Raw genomic sequence first — 18648 nt, forward strand, 5'->3', positions numbered from 1 at the left:
TTTGACCTTCCCATCATTTCAAGGCAGTACAATCCGTAATATGCTTATTTATTCTGAAAATAACTGTTACCCTTCGGCTAATCGTTATTTATCAAGGCAGCTACGCTGCTTCTTTTCACTCAGTATATTATAACGCACCGGTGTACCGTAATGCTACTACCACTACCCGATCCGTAGCTTAGTCTTTCTTCTTGTCTTCGTCAACAACTTCATAGTCCGCGTCAACCACATTATCGCGGCCTTTGCTGTCTGCTGCGCCGTCTTGAGCTTGTTGAGCCTGTGCTTCTTGAGCAGCTTGCTCATACAGCTTCACGGACAACTGCTGAACGATCTCAGTCAGCTCTTCAGTAGCCTTTTTGATGTCTTCCAGGTTGTCAGTTTCCAGCGTTTTTTGCAGATTTTCTTTAGCTGCATTCGCTTTTTCGACTTCGCCTGCATCCGCTTTTTCGCCCAGATCTTTAATCGTTTTGTCTACAGAGTAAATCAGTTGGTCCGCAGAGTTTTTCGCTTCTACCAGATCTTTGCGTTTTTTATCTTCTTCCGCATGCAACTCAGCGTCTTTCATCATACGTTCTACTTCCTCGTCGCTCAAGCCGCTGGAGGATGTGATCGTAATTTTTTGGCTCTTGCCTGTACCTTTATCTGTAGCGGATACGTTCACGATACCGTTGGCATCCAGATCAAAAGTAACTTCGATTTGCGGTACACCGCGTGGTGCTGGAGGAATATCTCCCAGTTGGAAACGGCCCAGCGTTTTGTTGCCTGCTGCCATTTCACGTTCACCTTGCAATACGTGGATTTCCACGCTAGGCTGGTTGTCGGCATACGTCGAGAACACCTGCGATTTGCTCGTAGGGATCGTCGTGTTACGCTCGATCATTTTAGTGAATACGCCACCTGCGGTTTCAATACCAAGGGACAGTGGAGTTACGTCGAGGAGAACGACGTCTTTCACATCACCTGTCAGTACGCCTGCTTGAACTGCGGCACCCAAAGCTACCACTTCATCAGGGTTTACACCTTTATGAGGCTCTTTGCCTGTCAGTTTCTTAATGGCTTCCTGTACAGCCGGAATACGTGTGGAACCGCCGACCAGAACAATTTTGTCGATGTCGCTGGCACTCATGCCTGAATCTTTCATCGCTTGACGAGTAGGTCCCAAAGTACGTTCTACCAGACCTTCAGACAATTCCTCAAATTTCGCACGAGTCAGGTTCAACTCCAAATGCTGTGGAACGCCGTCAGCTACCGTAATGAACGGCAGGGAAATCGTCGTTGTCAGTACGCCGGACAGCTCTTTTTTTGCTTTTTCCGCTGCATCTTTCAAACGTTGTACAGCTGCTTTATCTTTGCTCAGGTCGATGCCTTGATCCTTTTTGAACTCTGTTACGAGGTAATCAATAATCACTTGGTCGAAGTCATCGCCGCCCAGCTTGTTGTCGCCGCTTGTCGCTTTAACTTCGAAGAAACCGTCGCCCAGTTCCAGAATGGATACGTCGAATGTACCGCCACCCAGGTCATAAACAAGGATTGTTTGGTCTTCGGATTTTTCCATACCGTATGCCAGTGCAGCTGCTGTTGGCTCGTTGACGATACGCAGCACTTCCAGACCCGCGATTTTACCTGCATCCTTGGTTGCTTGACGTTGGCTGTCATTGAAGTAAGCTGGAACCGTGATAACGGCTTGAGTTACCGTTTGGCCCAGGTAAGCTTCAGCATCGGATTTCAGCTTTTGCAAAATCATAGCGGAAATTTCCTGTGCAGAATATTCCTTGCCGTCGATGCTTTCTTTATGATTTGTACCCATGTGACGCTTGATGGACATAATTGTACGATCCGGGTTCGTGATTGCTTGGCGTTTTGCTGTTTCACCTACAGTACGTTCTCCATCCTTTTTGAAACCAACAACCGAAGGGGTTGTGCGCGCGCCTTCCGGATTTGGAATTACAACGGCTTCGCCGCCCTCCATAACAGCCACACAAGAGTTGGTTGTACCTAAGTCAATACCGATTACTTTACTCATCAGACAATTCCTCCTTCTGTATATGCGAGGCCCTCAGGCCAAAATAGTTAAAGCAAACGATCTATTGCTAATGTATATTAAAAAGCTACATGCTCACTTTTACCATAGCCGGACGAAGCACCTTGTCCTTCAGCATGTATCCTTTTTGCACCTCTTCAACGACGATGCCTTCCTCATGCTCTTCGCTTTCCACCTGCATGATCGCCTGATGGAAATCAGGGTTAAACGGTTGGCCCACCGCATTCATGGCTGTCACTCCCTCAGCCTGAAGCACGCTCTCAAACTGACGGAAGATCATCTCCACACCTTTGGTGAATGACTCAGCCTCCGCTCCTTGCGGTGCTGTTGCCAGCGCACGCTCGAAGTTATCCAGAACAGGCACCAATTCGGTAACCAGTTTCATGGATGCATATTTGGCAAGGTCCTCTTTCTCTTTTAGCGTACGACGGCGAAAATTATCAAAATCTGCCTGTGCACGTAAAAACCGCTGTTGATTCTCTTCTGCCTCCACGCGAAGCTTAGCCAGCTCTGTATCACCCTCCTGGGCTTCCAGTGCTGCCGCTTCGTTCACCGGCTCTTCCTGCTGGTTCGTCTCAGTGGCTTCCTCTGTGCTTACATTTTGTTGTTTTTCTTCTTGGAACGCTTGTTCTTCCTTCAAAATGTTTCACCTCCTTCAAGTCATAACTACCATTACATTCATATTTGTACATTCAAACTTGTTTGCTGCACTTCATTTCAAATTGCTGTTACTTTGCAAAAACACGCAGCAATGCACCCGCGCAGGATACATACCGTATCCCGGCGCGGACATGTAGTACCGCAGCATGTGCAGTCTTATTCTATTTAAACCGCTGCGTAAGCATTGCGGTCAAATCCTTAGACAGGATACCCAAAATATTAATAACTCTCGCATACTCCATCCGTGTCGGACCCAGTATACCTATTGTGCCCAACGCTTCGCCATCTACCGCATACGTCGCGGTAATCAGACTGCAATTGGCAAATGCTTCATGGTCATTTTCTGTGCCGATGCGGACTTGAATTTCGGGCGCTCCGGCAACAGGCGTCATCAGCTTGAGCAGCGTCGGTGTTTCCTCCAGCAGATCGAGAATATGTTTGACCTTTTCAACGTCCTTAAATTCAGGCTGGTTTAGCATGTTCGTCGCACCGCTCAAATACAAGCGCTGATCCGATTCATTATCCAGTGCTTTATCCAGCACCTTCATAGCGTCCTCAAAATGAGACACATGCTTCTCCATCTCCTGACCAAGCGCAGTGTAAAGACGTGATTTAAGCTGATAAATCGGTACGCCGACCAGCTTGCTGTTCAGCAAATTCACAACCTTCTCCATCTCGGAAATCGAAATTCCCGGCGGAATATCCACTGTCTTGTTTTCCACTTGACCGGTATTGGTCACGATAATCGCTACAGCCGTCGTTTCGTTGAGCGGCAATAGCTGAAAATGACGCAATGAAGTATGAAAAACCTCCGGCCCAAGCAGGATGGAAGTATAATTGGTCATATGGGACAAAATACCAGATGCATGCTGGATTACTTGTTCCATTGCATTCAGCTTTTCGGCGTAAAAGGCTTTTAGTTCCCGCGTTTCCATAGGCTTCAGCGTATCCAGTGGTACCAAATGATCCACATAATAGCGGTAGCCTTTATGAGACGGGATGCGTCCCGCAGAAGTGTGGGGTTGCTCCAGATAGCCCTGTTCCTCCAAATCCGACATTTCATTACGGATCGTGGCGGGGCTAAATCCGACATCCTGCCTTTTGGATATGCTGCGGGAACCCACTGGCTCAGCCGAACGAATGTAGTCATCAATAATCGCATTCAAAATGAGTCTCTGACGTTCGGTTAACAAGCGAATCCCCCCTTTTGTTTATCCATAATAGCATGATTGTTCAATGGAATCATTAGCACTCGTTCGCGATGAGTGCTAACCGATAATACAAAAATACCAAACCGACCTGATCATTGTCAAGTCAGATCCGTATTTTCAATTATATAAGCTTCTGGACGGTCAAAAGTTTCTTATCGTGCCACTACGCAGTCGGATAGTGCTTCCCATCGCCACCGCCCCCGGATTTCTTGAATAACCTTATAAGGGTAGAAATCCGGGGACAAAAGCGACCGCTTCGCTTGTACAGCACCATTCCGCCTACTCCATTTTGATGTTCATTTTTCAAAATAAGCCTATAAAGCTCTAAAATATATCAATTTAAAAGTAATTATCAATATTACTTGCGTTGAAATAGCCTAGTTTCAATTTACTAACTATTTGGTCTTCTGTTAAATTATTTATAACAATTTCTCTTTCGAGATTCTCCAACCAACCAATCTTCATTCGTTTCATAAAAATAGTGAACAAAAATTGAAGCAGTATTACAATAATGACCAAAGCTAAACCATCAAAAATTTGTTTCCACAATATATTATTAAAATTGTAATTTATACAAATATAAATGGTGAGTAGAAAAGTTAGTATGACTTTATACGAATTACTAAATAGAAGCCACATTAGAAATATCAACAACTGCTTAAGAAATTTATAGGCCTCCATTTTAGAACTGTTTTGTTCGATTTCCATTTTGATAGCTTTTCTATCAAACTTTCTCTTCTTATTTTCTAAGAATATATAAATAGAAGCTTGCACTGCTTCAAGAAGATATCTTACACAGTATATTGTAAAGTATAAGCTGAAGAAAAAATTTACTGAATGAAAAAAAAGAAAATACCCATTAGATAATAAAAATGACGTAACCAAAATAAGCTGGTATCTCCAAAGAATTTTCAATCCTTTTACATCAGTTGATGTAATCGGGGAACTGTATCTCTTTATTTTTACTTGCCTATAAAAATTATTAAAAAAATCAAAAAATGTGGTTGCTATATTTCCGAATACCACATAACCAATTAAAACAGTATGCCAATTTTTTTGCATTGCTATGATGTCTGGATATATCCAATAAGCAAGACCTAAAACGGCCAAAAGTAAAGTCCAATTGGTAATACCACTTGAAATAATTTTTTGCCGCTCTCTTTCTTGTAGTCTGTTAACATAATCAAGCCAGTCTTTTTGTAATTTCATTCTTTCCATTGATGTTAGGCCCTTCACTTAAAATTAGCTACAAAAATAAAGCTTACCTTTTTGACTTCAACGATTGCACCTGTATCACTGAGAACAATCGCTGAATAACTATCCGTGGCACAAAAACGAACTGACCTGATCATTCTCAGGTCAGTTCAGCATTTTCAACACCGCAATTTCATCACAATTGTTTTGTTTACTACAGTTAATGCAATCAGTCCATACCTTTTCAGGGAAAATCTCTTTGTTTACCACATCAAAACCGTTTTTTATAAAAAAGGAGACCTCGTAGGTCAAAGCCATAATCTTAGGGATACGCTGCCGCCGTGCTTCTATAATGAGGCCCTCTACGAGCTTGGAGCCGATGCCCATGCCTTTATGTCCCTCAGAAATACCAAGTGAGCGAATCTCTACCAAATCATCACCCAGTTTGCATAAAGAACCACAGCCGACGACTTCGCCGTCCACTTCTGCCACAATAAACAGCTCCAGTTGGCGCATAAGCACTTCCCTTGAACGTGGGAGCATAATTCCCCGCTCCGCATAGCCGCTAATCATTTGGTATAAAGGCTCCACATCCTCAGGAACCGCACTTCTGCACAATACATCTTTACACACTGAAGCCATCTTGCTCTCCTCCTGCCGCTTGCCGCATATAATGAATAAATATACAACATTACGCATAGAATCGCAATACTCCATTTACCCTGCCGTGACAGAATTGTGTTATAAAATGAATGTCCCCGCTTATGGTGTGCAAACGTACCGTTTTGAAGCTACGACTTATGAATTTACTGTAATGGAACCGATGAACTCCGCAAATACATCATTTCCGAACAAAATACCACGCTCGCTCAGACGATAACCGTCCTCGACCGGCTCGATCAATCCAGCATTCAGCATTTTTCCGAGAGGGGCCGTAAATGTATCCTCCAGTGACTGACCGAATTGAGCCTCGAAGCGGGACTTCGAGACACCTTCCAGCATTCTCAAACCGACCATGAGAAAATCCTCCATCGCTTCGGCCGCTGGCACCTCAAAGCTATCCAAACGCGGCAGTCCGTTACGGGTAGCCTCCACATAAGGATTAATGCCCTTAATGTTCATATGGCGCTCTCTGCCAACATATCCGTGCGCCCCTGCGCCGAGACCATAATAGTCCTCATTCCGCCAGTAGGTCATATTGTGTTTGCTCCCCAGACCTGGTTTCGCGAAATTGCTGATCTCGTACTGCTCATAGCCCGCCTCTTTCATGCGACGCATCAGGAGCAAATACATTTCCAGTTCGTCGTCCTCATGTGGAAGCGGAAGCTGATTTTTCTGGTACAGCGTATGGAATAGCGTGTTCTCTTCAACCTTTAAGCTATAAATGGAGTAATGAGGAAGCCCCAGCTCCAGTGCCCGGCTGACGCTTTCATGCAGCATTTCTACGGTCTGATTCGGTAAACCAAACATCAGGTCAATCGACAGATTGTCCAATCCGACCTTACGTGCATTTTCCAGACTACGATAAACGTCATCTGTATTATGAATACGACCAATGCCCGTAAGCAATTCGTTTTGAAAAGCCTGCACGCCGAAGCTGAGCCGGTTCACGCCGCCTTCTTTCATCACGGTGAGTTTTTCAAAATCAGTTGTGCCCGGATTGGCTTCCATGGAAAACTCAATATCTTCCGACCAGTTCGGGAAGTAGGTACGGACGCTTTTCAGGAAATATTCCATTTCCTTCGGATTCAGCGTTGTTGGTGTTCCACCCCCGACAAAAATAGTTTTAATTTCACCTGGCGGGTGAAGACGAACTGTATGCTCCATCTCCCGTTCCAGTGCATACAGGTATTCCATAACAGGCTGATCCTTGAGCACGTAAGAGTTAAAGTCACAGTAAAAGCATTTGTTCGTGCAAAAAGGTATATGCAGATAAACCGCTTGAGGCGCGGATGAATATTCATGTTTGTGTATGGATGCGGTCATACCGATCCTCCTTGTCAGTGTTGAGGTGAGGTGAAAAAAGGGCGGTTGAGGTGGAAGGTTACTTCGTGCCATTTTTTCACTCCGTCTTTGAATAGCTTGCTCAAATAAAGAACGTCCATTCTCCATGCACGGCAAAGGCCACATGAAAGAATGGACGAATACCGCTTGGGAACAAGCGGACCGTAGTATCTTGCGGTGCATCACAGAGTGTGTACCTAAGCTACTACGGGATCATGCTGTTGGTACTTATTCGTATTCAATTCGTACACACAATTGTGATGTACTAAATTGAATACGGTGCTGCTTGTTTCAAGCAGCTTTACTCATCTATTTTCAGTACCGCCATAAATGCTTCCTGTGGTACTTCTACGTTACCTACTTGCTTCATGCGCTTCTTGCCCTCTTTTTGCTTTTCAAGCAGCTTCCGTTTACGGGAAATATCGCCGCCGTAGCATTTGGCCAAGACGTTTTTACGCATAGCCTTAACGGTTTCACGCGCTACAACCTTCGTTCCGACAGATGCCTGGATTGGCACCTCGAACATTTGGCGTGGGATCAGCTCACGCAGCTTCTCGCAAATAATACGTCCGCGATGGTAAGCGCGATCTCTGTGGACGATGAACGATAACGCATCAACCTGTTCGCCGTTTAACATAATATCCATTTTCACCAAATTAGACTGGCGATAGCCTGAAATTTCGTAATCGAAGGAGGCGTAGCCCTTGGTGCTGGATTTAAGCTGGTCAAAGAAATCGTACACGATTTCGGACAGTGGAATCTGGTACGTAATAGTTACCCGTGTCGTATCCAGATACTCCATGGTCACATACTCACCGCGCTTGGTCTGGCAAAGCTCCATAACCGTACCTACGTAATCATTAGGCACGATAATGCCTGCTCTTACGTATGGCTCCTCCACATGATCAATTCGTCCGATTTCTGGGTAATTTGACGGGTTATCGATCTGGATCGTTTCGCCATTCGTCAGCTTAATGCGGTAAATAACGCTCGGCGCCGTCGTAATCAGCGGGATGTTAAATTCGCGTTCAATCCGTTCCTGAATAACGTCCATATGAAGCAGACCGAGGAAACCACAACGGAATCCGAAGCCCAACGCGCTTGATGTTTCCGGCTCAAAGCTGAGCGAAGCATCGTTCAGTTGCAGCTTTTCGAGCGCCTCACGCAGATCGTTATACTCGGATGTTTCGATCGGATACAGCCCGCAATATACCATCGGATTAATTTTCCGATAGCCCGGCATCGGTTCTGTTGTTGGATTTTTGGCATCCGTCACCGTATCCCCGACACGCGTATCGCCCACATGCTTGATACCGGCAACGATAAAACCAACATCTCCGATGTTCAGCTCGTCCACGATGCTCATACGTGGCATGAAGGCTCCTACCTCGATAACCTCAAACGTTTTATCGGTCGCCATCATTTTAATTTTAGAACCAGCCTTGATGCTGCCATCCACGACGCGGACATAGACGATAACGCCTTTATATGGATCATAATGCGAATCGAAAATAAGCGCCTTCAGCGGATTATTCGGATTCCCTTGCGGAGCAGGTACGCTTCTGACCACCTGTTCCAAAATTTCCTTGATACCGATTCCAGCTTTGGCCGATGCGTGTACAGTCTCGCTCGTATCCAGGCCGATAACATCCTCGATTTCCTGCTTCACCCGTTCAGGATCGGCACTTGGCAAATCAATTTTGTTAAGCACCGGCAGAATCTCCAAATTGTTGTCCAACGCCAAATATACGTTAGCCAACGTCTGTGCTTCAATGCCCTGTGCCGCGTCTACAACCAGCAAGGCACCTTCGCAGGCCGCCAAGCTTCGGGAAACCTCATACGTAAAATCGACGTGCCCCGGTGTATCAATCAGATTCAAAATGTACTCTTCGCCGTCATCGGCCTTATAAGTGAGTCGCACTGCCTGGAGCTTGATTGTAATCCCGCGCTCCCGTTCCAGATCCATCTGATCAAGCACTTGCTCCTGCATTTCACGGGATGTCAGTGCACCGGTGTATTCCAAAATCCGGTCAGCCAGCGTGGATTTACCGTGGTCTATATGTGCAATGATACTAAAGTTCCGAATTTTACGTTGTCTTGCCAAAATGTCAGTCATGCCTTACCCCCACACAATGCCTAGTGTCAATCAGCTTATTATAGCAGTTGTATAGGGGGTCAGCAATATTTCTATTCCGTTACTCCGTCAAAAACAGACACAACCCAGCGAATACCCTGTCTTGACAGGTTTTGCAGCAGTCCGGCCGTTTTGTCTGCCATGGTATCCACCGAGGTTTGCTCTGCCTTGACCGCCAACAGTTCACGCGGTGTCTCCAGGTTCTGTGAATTGGCATCCTGTGCAGTTGAATACCATTGGCGGGTCTCGCCTGTAGTTTGGGCCTTACTTCGTTCTTTTGCATTAGCTTCGCTCGCAACAGTTCCCGTTCCCGACTCCATTACGACGTTGCCATTTCCGTTATACGTGCGGGTATAAGTACGAACATCCGCTGCCGGTGTGTCTTCAATAACCGTTTGCTCATATCCGACTTTCTGCTGAACCCCGCTTTGAACCGTGTCCCCAGCCCACTCCGGCCCATACACAGAGCGCAAGCCAGAGCCTGCCAGCTGCATGCCGAGCAGAACTCCCGCCCCCATCAGAAGTACAAATCCAAGCGCTTTTTTACGAAAATGTCCGGACATTGCATTTCCTCCTTTACTCCGCCTCAATTAATTGCCATCGTTGCTCTTTTTCGCATCGGATACGTTAGTACCCGCTTTCTGTGCTTTCTGATCCTCCCAGTACACCTCACCGATCATATCCGCCAGAACGTCAGAGGTACGTTTCAATTCTTCCTCGGTATTATCAATCCCGCCAATTTCGATCAAAATGCTATGGGAGGACAAGCTCTGATTGTACTCACCGTTGTTGCCTTTACCGCCATCCTTTCCCCATATCCCACGGGAAACGCCGTGATACGACTTTTCCAGCTTCTCATGAATACGAGCGGCGAAAGCTTCATTCTTGCGCCAGTTTTTGTTGTCATGGCCGATAATAAAATACACCTTGGCATAAGAAAGTCCGTTTATTGTTGCTGTCGTTTTGCCGTGACGTTGAGAATCTCTGTGGATATCAAGCAGATAGGTTAAGCTTTTATTTCCAGCCAAAGCTTCCTTGACCGCTTCACGCGAATATTTATAGGAATAATTCCAATTGTAATTTTGAACGATTTTGGCATAGTCCTTGTTCACATGCAAAGTAGATATCCCTTGCTTCTCCAATCTCTTTTTTACAAAATCCCCTACTCTCGACACATTGGCTGATTTAGAGCCAGAATTAGGATTGGAGCTGGTTTTACTGAGCAAAGGGTTGTATGCCTCTCTCGGATGAGAATGGTAGATTAATATACGTTTGGCACCTTTGACTGCTGTATCACTCGGATCATCCTCTTGCGCAGGGTCCGTTTCTGGCGTTGTCGGAAGATCTGGCGTTGTAGAGCCATTGTTCGATGGATTGGTAGAAGCATCGGGGCCGCCAGGAGCATCCGTCGTTCCCTGATCAGGCTGGTAATCCGTAGGCGCCTCCACCTTGTTGTTCCCTGAGCCCTTGCGCAGCAAGACAGGCGTACCCGCAGACATCCCAGGAATTTCGCGAGCTATGAGACTTTTGGGGTCCTGTGGATTAATACCTGTGAGCATTTGGAAAACAAAAGGCGACCATTGTTCACCCGACAACGAAGATTGTTGCTTCTTCTGTGCCAAACGAGGTACTTCCATGCCGAGCATATCCGCAAAAAAACCGCTGGAAACCGAGCCTGCAAATCCTTTCATCGAAGACACCGGAGACGTTTGCAAACGATTTTCCGCCAGTCCTCCCAGTCCCAATACAACAAATAAAAGCGCCGAGCCCATAATAAGCAGCACAAGCGTATGTCCCATAGCCAAAATTTCAAGGCCCTTTCTTCTCCATCTTCCGACGTTCCAGGTTTGAATTTTTTTCATGTGGGTCTTGTCCTCCTTCGTCCCGTCGAAGCCCGCCTCATATTCAGAACCTATAGGTTCCAGTCAGCAGCGGAAATCTCTTATACTTCAACTCTATGAACGGAGAACAATTGCTAGAACACAAAAAAATCTCCACCCCCAGGTAAATCCCACCCCTTATTACAAGAGATAGGATGCCTGCTAGATAGAGAATTTTGTGTATGAAATATGCTTTTGCTAGCCCTCATTAATGTGTATAAGCGGCGACATTGCCGGGATCGACGGCTTCATGCAGGGCGGCGTTCAATCCGGTTGCAATAATATTCGCAATATCTTCTATAAATTCATCAATCTCCTTGGGGGTCACAATCAGATCATGTCCCAGCGGCTGAAGTACCTCTCTCACCAATCCCAGTCTCTCAGGCTCTGAAATATCATCCAGCATCCCCAATATCGCTTTCGTAGAAGCCTTTTCCTTGGCAAAATGTGTTTTCATCAGCTCAATTACGTTATTCACGATGGTGGAAGCGTAGCATACGGTTGGAACGCCGATGGCAATACACGGGACACCCATAATATCCTTGGTGATGCCACGCCGCTTGTTACCAATACCTGAGCCCGGATGAATCCCGATATCTGCCACCTGGATGGTCGTATTGACGCGCTCCAATGAGCGTGACGCCAGAGCGTCAATAGCAATAATCAGTTCTGGCTTCGTGCGATCAACGATACCCTGAACAATTTCGCTCGACTCGATCCCCGTAATGCCAAGAACCCCCGGTGCAATCGCGCTCACATCCCGATAACCCGGATTGATTTGATCAGGTGTCAGTTCAAAAAATTGACGGGTCACCATCAAATTTTCAACGACAAGCGGACCTAGTGAATCGGGAGTGACATTCCAGTTGCCCAGACCTACCACAAGTACGCGTGCCTTACTGGAGATCCCTATTTTTTGTATAAATTGCTCCATCTCCTTCGCGAATGCAATGGCTACCCGTTGCTGGAGCCCCGTGTCACCTTCACGTAAGCCGGGCACTTCCAGCGTGACGTAATGCCCCTGTACCCGTCCAATACGGTTAGCACCCTCTTCATTAAGTACATCCAGACGCGTGATTTTAATACCGTTATCTTCCTCCACGTCCTCATTGATGCCCGCCAGCGGCATTGGCTGCTCCCGCTCCGCCAACTCTCTTGCCTCCAGCGCCAAATCCGTACGTACCGCATACTTCTGCAAATCCAAATCCATCATTTACGCCTCCTTTTATACCATCTCAGGTTATAGTGTGCGAGACACCCGGCAGGTTTATGCACATCCATTTTCATCCTATAATCTACCCAAGCCCGGAATGTTTTCTTATTGCAATTTGAGGTGTGGCGTGCTAAAATATTTTAAGTTGTGAAACGTTTGTGTTCATAAGTAATGCCTTTACAGGAGGTGAATGTAATGCCAAACATCAAATCCGCTATCAAACGCGTTAAAACAAACGACAAACGCCGTGCGTTGAACGCTTCTCAAAAATCCGCGCTTCGTACAGCAGTAAAAGCTGCCGATACAGCGTTGGTGAATAACGAAGCTGAAAATGCTACTGCTGCTTTCAAAGTAGCTTCCCAAAAGCTGGACAAGGCTGTAACTAAAGGTCTGATCCACAAAAATGCAGCTGCTCGCAAGAAATCCCGCTTGGCGAAAAAACTTAACGCTCTTACAGCTCAAGCGTAAGCAAGAGCTACTTTTATACGTTAATGAAAAAATCCTGACCAGCCTTGGCTGATCAGGATTTTTTAGTTCACCACGATTGGATTCTGCGTTACACTAGTTAACCTTTCATTAAACCGCTCGGCAAACGGGCCGGATTAGACCGAAGCCCCCGCGCCCATTTTCAGCAAAAACATCTCCAGCCCCAGCACCTTGTCAACAACCCCGGTTTTCATACAATAATCCAGCTCGCCCAAGTCGTAGAGAAGCTGTCGCAACTGCTCAGGACGGAATCTCCGGGCCTGCTCGCCGGCAACTTTCACCCCATATGGATGCAAACTAAGCTGACTCGCAATTTGCTGCTGGGAATAGCTTTGACCCATCAGCTCCTTGACCTGCAACATAATACGAAACTGTCGTGTGATCAAAGCTGCAATCTTGATCGGCTCCTCTTTTTGCTTAAGCAGCTCATAAAAAATACTAAGCGCCTTATCCAGCCGCAAATTAGCCAAATCCTCGACCATCGCAAACACATTTTGTTCCGTGCTGCGAGGCACAAGTGATTCAATATCGGCTGTGGAGATGGTACCCTGCGCTCCCGCATACAGGCACAGCTTGTCTATCTCGGCAGCCAGTGATTGCAGCCCGGTCCCCGTATATTGAATGAGACTTTCAGCAGCTCCCGCCGCCAATTGGACTTCTCTTTCCGCTGCACGCTTATGAATCCATGCCACCAGATCATCTCCACCCAACGGAGTGAAGGCAATAACCGAGGCGTCACTTTTCAGCCTTTTAACAATCTTTTTCCGTTCATCAAGCTTTTCAGCCTGAACCGTAAAAATGATAATGCTATAGTCAGCCGGGTTATCCATATAAGTCAGCAGCGCTTCAATGTGGTGCTCAATCTTACCGCCGTCCTTGCCTGCCGCAAATACACTGGTGTCCCGTACAATAATCAGCTTTTTTGGCACCAAAAAAGGCGCAGTCTCGGCTTCCTCCACGACTACCTCAATCGGCGTCTCGGTCAGATCGTAGGGAATAATGGCAAAGTCACGATGCTCCTCTTCCACTACTTTTTCCTTAAGCATATCGACAAACTGCTTCATTTGATATTTTTCGCTGCCGTAAAGCAAATACACTGGCGAAATATCGCCTTTGCGAATAGCCTTAGCGGCTGTTTTTGCATCCATTCTCCGTACCCCCCATCCATTGATCGTACCCGACATCTGGTCGGAAGGCAAGTCATTATACAAACGAAAGGACCCTGCCTATAGGCAAGATCCCTTCACCACCATCTATATCAACACGGCAGCAGAAAGCTCTAGAAACTTTCGGCCGTCGGGATACGACGTCGGTTCATACAATCTATTCTCTGCTTTTAAAAATGTGCCATCTTCATAGCAACTATTTTCCAAAGGTACGCGGAATGGTGTACGTATATTTACTTGCTGTACCATCCTGCTCAGTCTCATACATGAAGGTTTGGCTGTCTTCTGACCAGCTTCCTTTGACCCAGGCACCCTTCAAAGTACGCACTTCCAGCGTTGTCCGGTCTACACCATTGTCGGAAAGCTTATACACTTTCAGTTTTTTGCCCTCAATAACCACCGCATAGCTGCCATCAGGTGAATTAAGCTGATCTGTAGACGTCGACTGGGCGCTAAAGCCGGAAGCATTATTGCTGTCCGGAGAGATTATTGAATTAGATGAGAAACCTTCATTGCGTACCGGGTTTTGCGACACGGAGGGTTGCTGATCATTTGAAGCTGTATTGCTGCTCATATCTCCCGTCGTAGTTCCCGAATCCTTGGTAACCCCTTTGGAGGTCGTGTCTTTCGACGTTTCATTTGAAGCAATCCGATTCTGTAACATCATATCCTGACTGACAGACAATGACGAATCATTAGTAGCCGTGCTGTTGTCATTACTGTCTTGAGCAGTACCCGTACCCGCTATAGGTGCTTTTTCTAATTTTGGTTCTCCCTGCTGTTCAGGGGCAATCGTTTGTTGTTCGGATTTTCCCTGCTTTGACTGTTTATCATCGGACTTAGGAGTACCCGCAGCAGAACTTTGCCCGGCAGAGTTTTCTTTTGTCGCCTGACGATCCGTGTTTGGCTGTCCCTGCTGGCGATCCTGACGGGAAGGATGCCCTGCTGGCGTATGCTTCATTGAGCCTTTTTCACCAGCTCGCTGATCGTCACGTTGTGCAGCATCCTGTTTGGAAGGGTTCTTTTCATTATCCGCACTGTTCACATCCAGTTTGCTCGGATCAGATTGCTCCCCTGTGGATGGCTGAGATGCGTCCGTTCCCTGATCCTGCTCTGACGGCTGCTTGGTCGAATCCGATCCAATAGCTGCATCGCGGCCTCCGCTTCCATTCACCGTACCTGGAATTTCTGTCTGTTCCTGCTGACTCATCACTCCAGGCGACTGGGAATCAAGCAAGCCATCCGCATCCTGCACCGTTTTCGGTTCAAAATTGAATACCACGATGCCCAGTACAACAGCAGCGGCAGCCACGCCCATCGCAGCTCGCCCGCTCATCCGATTCCACCAAGGTATAGGCTGAGTACGCTGTCTCGGCCCCGGTCCAGGATCGGCAGCTACAGGCTGCATCTCCTGAAGCGCGCTTCCCTGCTCCTCACGTGCGCGGTCAATGGCATCAAGCTGAGGCATGATGGAATCCACCAGGCTGAACGCCGGGGAAACCGCAGGCAATTCCTCCAGCTCGCGGGAAAGCGTCTGAAGAATATGAAATTTTTCCGCACAGTCTGGGCAAGTCGCAACATGGTTCATTAATTGGGACGTCTCTTCTTCGCCCAGCTCATGATCCACATAACGCTGCATCCAATCCATCACCTCTTCCCCACACTTCATCCTGATACACCACCTTTCTGATATTCCTGAAGTAGCCCTTGCAATTGCTGTCTTGCACGATACAAGTATGACTTGACCGTATTTAGCGGCAAATCCAGAGAGTCGGCAATCTCGTTATAAGAAAAATCCTGCAGATATCTCAATACGATCACCGTCCGGTGGTGCTCTGGAAGCTGCTGTATAGCCTCACGAACATCCTGTGCCAAGTAAGAGGTCAGGACCTCGGCCTCCACATTTTGGGGATCGTTGAATATCATGTCGTGCTCGTCAATGGATACCGAGGGCTTCGTCCTCCTGAATTTGTCGATACATATGTTCGTTACAATGCGTTGAACCCAGGTTTTGAACTGCGCCTTTTCCTCATAAGAGTTAATTTTGGAATAAATCCGTATGAGGGCTTCTTGTGAAGCATCCATGGCGTCCTGTTCATTGTTTAAAATGTAATATGCCGTACGGTACACATGCTGTTCTATCTCTCTTAATAGGGTAATGAGAGCGTCGCGATCGCCCGATTGAGCGGCTCGAATGAGTCCCTGCTCTACCACAAAGGATCCCCCTCTCCCTGCAATATTACAGACGTTTCCCCTTTGCAAATTGTTGCAGGATAGACGTCTGACGATAATTTTATTTTTTTATAGTGTAAAAAATGTTACCAAAAAGCCCATATTCCCCATTATAGCCTCCCTTAGAATAACAGAAAAAGGGAAGGTAGTCACCTTCCCTTAGCCCTTACTCACATAAATCTGCTGGAATCTGTCGAATTGAACTTGCATATTGTTACTTCTTGGAAATCAGGAAATCCGATATGAGTTCTAACTGGTAATTCAGGGCAATCGAGTCCTGAAAATAAAAGTCGTCAATCGAATACTGATATACTTTCCCTGCTTTAACAGCAGGGAGGTTTTTCCACACACTTTTAGATTCAATATCTTTCCCCTGATCTACTCCATCTCCCCTAATCCCCAGCATCAGGTAATCGGCATCGCCTAGCATCTCCGGTAAAGCCTCCATCGAAATGCTGGCCCAGCCCTGTTTGAACGCCGCCTTTTCTACCTTCGCCGGGGCATGAAGTCCCAGCTCATCGTAAAGTATGGCTCCTCCCCGTCCGTAGGACTTGCCATAGAGATATAATTCTTTGCCCGTTATCTCAAAAATAGCAATTTTTTTACCTGATTCAATAACATCAGACAAAGCCTGTTTCTTCTCAGCAATCTTGGCCGCAAAATCAGCCAGGCATTTCTTCGCTTCCTGCTCCTTGTTTAACACTTTGCCCAGTTCTATCAGACGGTCCTTATAATTATATGTACCATATGGAATGAATACAGTAGGCGCTATTTTTTTCAGATTTTCATAAGCTTTCTCATCATAGGTAATGATCAGATCCGGATTCAGGGTGGTCACCTTTTCAAGGGACAGTGCGGAGCTATCACCGATATTTTCAACACCATGCAAGTATTTTTTATAGTATGGAGCATCGAATACAGTGTCTGGAGCCCCTACAGGTGTAATCCCAAGTGCAAGAACATCGCCTACATAGTCGCCGACCGCTACAACGACACGCTGTGGATGTTCAGGAATAGTAACTGTACCTTTATCGCTTTCATATGTACGTGTGGCAGTTGTATCTCCAGTAGATGCAGTTTTGGAATCAGCCGTTGTCCCATTACCCGTTGCCATTCCTCCTCCATTCGTAGCGCATGCGCTCAGTACCAGCATTAATGAAATAATCAACAAGCAAGCCGAAATTCGGAATTTTAAATAGTTCACAATATCCCTCCCATTAATAATGATTCTCATTTTCAATGATTCTTAGATTTTATCAAAGCTCACAAGTTATGTCCATGCAGGTTGGATTAAAAGCAAAAAGCCCACTCCTTAGAGTGAGCATATCTTTAGTATTTTTCCTGGGTCGCTCTTGCGCTTACTGATCCAAAGTGTCCAATTGGGCATCAGCATATCGGCCGCCATACACCTCATTTTTTGGACTCACGGCTTCGATGAGAGCTAAATCTTCTGTGGTCAGTTCAACATCCACGGATGCTGCATTTTCCTCCAAATATTTTACACGTTTGGTTCCCGGAATTGGCAATGCACCATTCGCTATGGTCCATGCTAATGCTAATTGGGAAGGAGTGCAATTCTTCTCTTGGGCAACTTCTTTAATCTTATCGACAAGATCAACATTTTTCTGGAAATTATCGCCTTGGAATCGTGGCAGGTATCTGCGAACATCACTAGCTTCAAGATCCTCAAATTTACGCAACTCGCCGGAAATAAAGCCTCTGCTCAAAGGGCTGTAAGCCACAAGCGTAATTCCCAATTCTTTTATCGCAGGAAGAATTTCATCCTCAATCTCCCGACTCCACAGAGAATATTCGGTTTGTAAAGCAGAGATGGGATGTACCGCATGTGCGCGACGAACTGTAGCAGCAGATGCCTCCGACAAGCCGAGATAACGAACTTTCCCGGCCTTTACAAGCTCAGCCATAGCCCCTACGGTTTCCTCAATAGGGACATTCGGATCTACCCGGTGCTGGTAATAAAGATCAATATAGTCCACACCTAACCGACGAAGACTTTCGTCCGCTGCCTTTTTTACATAATCCGGATGACCATTAATACCTTCAAAATTAGGGCCAAAAGCAAACTTTGTAGCAATAACAGCTTGTTCCCGGCGGCCTTTTAAAGCTCGTCCCAGCAGCTCCTCATTATGTCCATTACCATATACATCCGCAGTATCCAGCAAGGTGACACCTAAATCCAAAGCGCGATGAATCGTCCGAATCGATTCGTCATCATTAGTTTCACCGTATATTCCAGGAGACATGCCCATTAAACCCAAACCAAGAGATGAGACGACCAAATCACTATTGCCCAGGTTACGTGTTTTCATGTAGTTGACCTCTCTTCCAAATCTTCATTTTTTAACTTCGAGATTCATCATAGCACATCACAAAACACAACTCAAACAAAATATATGTTTTTTGTCT

Annotated in this window: 16 protein-coding genes; 1 reads left to right on the forward strand and 15 read right to left on the reverse strand. The window is 46.3% G+C overall.

Translation table 11 applies throughout. From position 1 onward, the window contains the following. Positions 1 to 178 precede the first annotated feature (178 nt). From dnaK to gpr, 10 genes are all read right to left on the reverse strand, one after another. Positions 179 to 2023, reverse strand: coding sequence for a molecular chaperone DnaK (gene dnaK, locus QD47_RS05175; protein ID WP_044645109.1), 1845 nt, complete (start codon positions 2021 to 2023; stop codon positions 179 to 181). 85 nt (positions 2024 to 2108) lie between these two features. Further along, on the reverse strand, positions 2109 to 2681 hold the full coding sequence (gene grpE, locus QD47_RS05180; protein ID WP_044645110.1) for a nucleotide exchange factor GrpE: 573 nt from the start codon (positions 2679 to 2681) through the stop codon (positions 2109 to 2111). Between the two features lie 181 nt (positions 2682 to 2862). Next, on the reverse strand, positions 2863 to 3894 hold the full coding sequence (gene hrcA, locus QD47_RS05185) for a heat-inducible transcriptional repressor HrcA (protein WP_044645111.1): 1032 nt from the start codon (positions 3892 to 3894) through the stop codon (positions 2863 to 2865). 357 nt (positions 3895 to 4251) lie between these two features. After that, the gene (locus tag QD47_RS05190; protein WP_044645112.1) at positions 4252 to 5130 is read right to left on the reverse strand and encodes a hypothetical protein; all 879 of its coding nucleotides are present in this window, start codon (positions 5128 to 5130) and stop codon (positions 4252 to 4254) included. Positions 5131 to 5271: 141 nt separating this feature from the next. Next, on the reverse strand, positions 5272 to 5748 hold the full coding sequence (locus tag QD47_RS05195) for an N-acetyltransferase (RefSeq protein ID WP_014282525.1): 477 nt from the start codon (positions 5746 to 5748) through the stop codon (positions 5272 to 5274). Between the two features lie 156 nt (positions 5749 to 5904). After that, positions 5905 to 7092 carry a radical SAM family heme chaperone HemW gene (gene hemW, locus QD47_RS05200; protein ID WP_025681999.1) on the reverse strand — a complete coding sequence of 396 codons (1188 nt, stop codon included), beginning with the start codon at positions 7090 to 7092 and terminating at the stop codon, positions 5905 to 5907. Positions 7093 to 7411: 319 nt separating this feature from the next. After that, positions 7412 to 9226: a translation elongation factor 4 gene (gene lepA / locus QD47_RS05205; RefSeq protein ID WP_044645113.1), complete on the reverse strand. Its 1815-nt coding sequence runs from the start codon at positions 9224 to 9226 to the stop codon at positions 7412 to 7414. A gap of 71 nt (positions 9227 to 9297) precedes the next feature. Beyond that, entirely contained in the window at positions 9298 to 9807 is a 510-nt protein-coding gene (locus QD47_RS05210) for a hypothetical protein (protein ID WP_044645114.1), read from the reverse strand. A 27-nt stretch (positions 9808 to 9834) separates the two neighbouring features. Continuing rightward, complete coding sequence (locus QD47_RS05215) at positions 9835 to 11106, reverse strand: stage II sporulation protein P (protein WP_044645115.1); 1272 nt, start codon at positions 11104 to 11106, stop codon at positions 9835 to 9837. A gap of 226 nt (positions 11107 to 11332) precedes the next feature. After that, positions 11333 to 12334: a GPR endopeptidase gene (gpr, locus tag QD47_RS05220; RefSeq protein ID WP_044645116.1), complete on the reverse strand. Its 1002-nt coding sequence runs from the start codon at positions 12332 to 12334 to the stop codon at positions 11333 to 11335. 198 nt (positions 12335 to 12532) lie between these two features. Here gpr and rpsT point away from each other — a divergent pair, with 198 nt between their 5' ends. After that, positions 12533 to 12805: a 30S ribosomal protein S20 gene (gene rpsT / locus QD47_RS05225; RefSeq protein WP_044645117.1), complete on the forward strand. Its 273-nt coding sequence runs from the start codon at positions 12533 to 12535 to the stop codon at positions 12803 to 12805. Between the two features lie 134 nt (positions 12806 to 12939). On the opposite strand, the gene holA is transcribed toward rpsT, so the two are convergent. From holA to QD47_RS05250, 5 genes are all read right to left on the reverse strand, one after another. Beyond that, entirely contained in the window at positions 12940 to 13971 is a 1032-nt protein-coding gene (gene holA, locus QD47_RS05230) for a DNA polymerase III subunit delta (RefSeq protein ID WP_044645118.1), read from the reverse strand. Between the two features lie 214 nt (positions 13972 to 14185). Beyond that, a complete protein-coding gene (locus QD47_RS05235) occupies positions 14186 to 15658 on the reverse strand; it encodes an anti-sigma factor (protein WP_044645119.1) in 1473 nt (490 codons plus the stop codon). Then, on the reverse strand, positions 15655 to 16203 hold the full coding sequence (locus tag QD47_RS05240) for an RNA polymerase sigma factor (protein ID WP_014282534.1): 549 nt from the start codon (positions 16201 to 16203) through the stop codon (positions 15655 to 15657). The genes QD47_RS05235 and QD47_RS05240 overlap by 4 nt, the downstream gene beginning before the upstream one ends. Before the next feature lie 232 nt (positions 16204 to 16435). Beyond that, a complete protein-coding gene (locus QD47_RS05245) occupies positions 16436 to 17425 on the reverse strand; it encodes an iron-hydroxamate ABC transporter substrate-binding protein (protein ID WP_044645120.1) in 990 nt (329 codons plus the stop codon). A gap of 154 nt (positions 17426 to 17579) precedes the next feature. After that, the gene (locus tag QD47_RS05250; RefSeq protein WP_044645121.1) at positions 17580 to 18551 is read right to left on the reverse strand and encodes an aldo/keto reductase; all 972 of its coding nucleotides are present in this window, start codon (positions 18549 to 18551) and stop codon (positions 17580 to 17582) included. Positions 18552 to 18648: the final 97 nt, after the last annotated feature.

Origin of the sequence: Paenibacillus terrae, assembly GCF_000943545.1 — a bacterium.
GTDB lineage: Bacteria > Bacillota > Bacilli > Paenibacillales > Paenibacillaceae > Paenibacillus > Paenibacillus terrae_A.